Genomic DNA, 1,071 nt, shown 5'->3' with positions numbered 1-1,071 from the left:
GATCACCCTGTCCCATCACGGCCCCGAGAAAACCCTGGGAATGGCGGATAGCCGCAAGCGGATATCCACCCCCACCCGTCCCGCGCGCCGAGCCCCCGGCGCCTAGAAAAAAGCCCCGCATCGCGGGGCTTTCCGTCTCAGGCGCCAGGCCTCAGAACTGCTCGGCGTCCAGCAGGTACAGCGACTCGCTGCCGGCGCGCACGGAGGCGCTCAGGGAATGGATGCGCGGCAGCAGGCGGGCGAAGTAGAAGCGCGCGGTACCCAGCTTGCTGGCGTAGAAGTCGTCCTCGCCCTGCTTGGCCAGCGCGGTGCGCGCCATCAATGCCCACATGTAGGCGTAGGCGGTATAGCCGAACACATGCAGGTATTCGACCGACGCCGCGCCGATCTCGTTGGGGTTGCCCTTGGCACGGTCGAGCAGCCAGGCGGTCAGCTCTTCCAGGTTCTCCACGGCGGCCGCCAGCGGCTTGCTGAACTCGCCCAGGGCCTCGTCGGCGGAAGCGACGAAGGCCTTGATCTCGTCGGTGAAGTGACGGGAGAAGGCGCCGCCGCTGCCGATCACCTTGCGCCCCACCAGGTCGAGCGCCTGAATGCCATTGGTGCCTTCGTAGATCTGCGTGATGCGACAGTCGCGCACCAGTTGCTCCTGGCCCCATTCGCGGATGAAGCCGTGGCCACCGAAGATCTGCTGGCCATGGATGGTGGTTTCCAGCCCCATGTCGGTGAGGAATGCCTTGGCCACCGGGGTCAGCAGCGCCACCAGCTCTTCCGCGCGCTTGCGGGTGACCGCGTCTTCGCTGTACTTGGCGGTGTCCAGCTGCATCGCGACGTAGCTGGAGAAGGCGCGGCCGCCTTCGTTCAGCGCCTTCATGGTGAGCAGCATGCGACGCACGTCGGGGTGCACGATGATCGGGTCGGCGGCCTTGTCCTTGGCCACCGGGCCGGTCGGCGCGCGGCTCTGGATACGCTCGCGGGCATATTCGATGGCGCTCTGGTAGGAGCGCTCGCCGGTGGCCAGGCCCTGGATGCCGACGCCAAGGCGCTCGTAGTTCATCATGGTGAACATCGCCG

The 1,071-nt window shown here is 66.9% G+C and carries 1 protein-coding gene; it reads right to left on the bottom strand.

The window, feature by feature from the left end:
• Positions 1-151: 151 nt before the first annotated feature.
• Positions 152-1,071, bottom strand: a 920-nt coding sequence (locus HMPREF2716_RS13725; RefSeq protein ID WP_048765244.1) for an acyl-CoA dehydrogenase C-terminal domain-containing protein, incomplete at its 5' end; no start/stop codon positions are given.

This window comes from Pseudomonas sp. HMSC076A11 (genome assembly GCF_001810205.1).
GTDB lineage: Bacteria > Pseudomonadota > Gammaproteobacteria > Pseudomonadales > Pseudomonadaceae > Pseudomonas > Pseudomonas aeruginosa.
The sequence above is the reverse complement of the archived record's forward strand: the minus strand, read 5'-3'. Positions and strand labels throughout refer to the sequence as shown.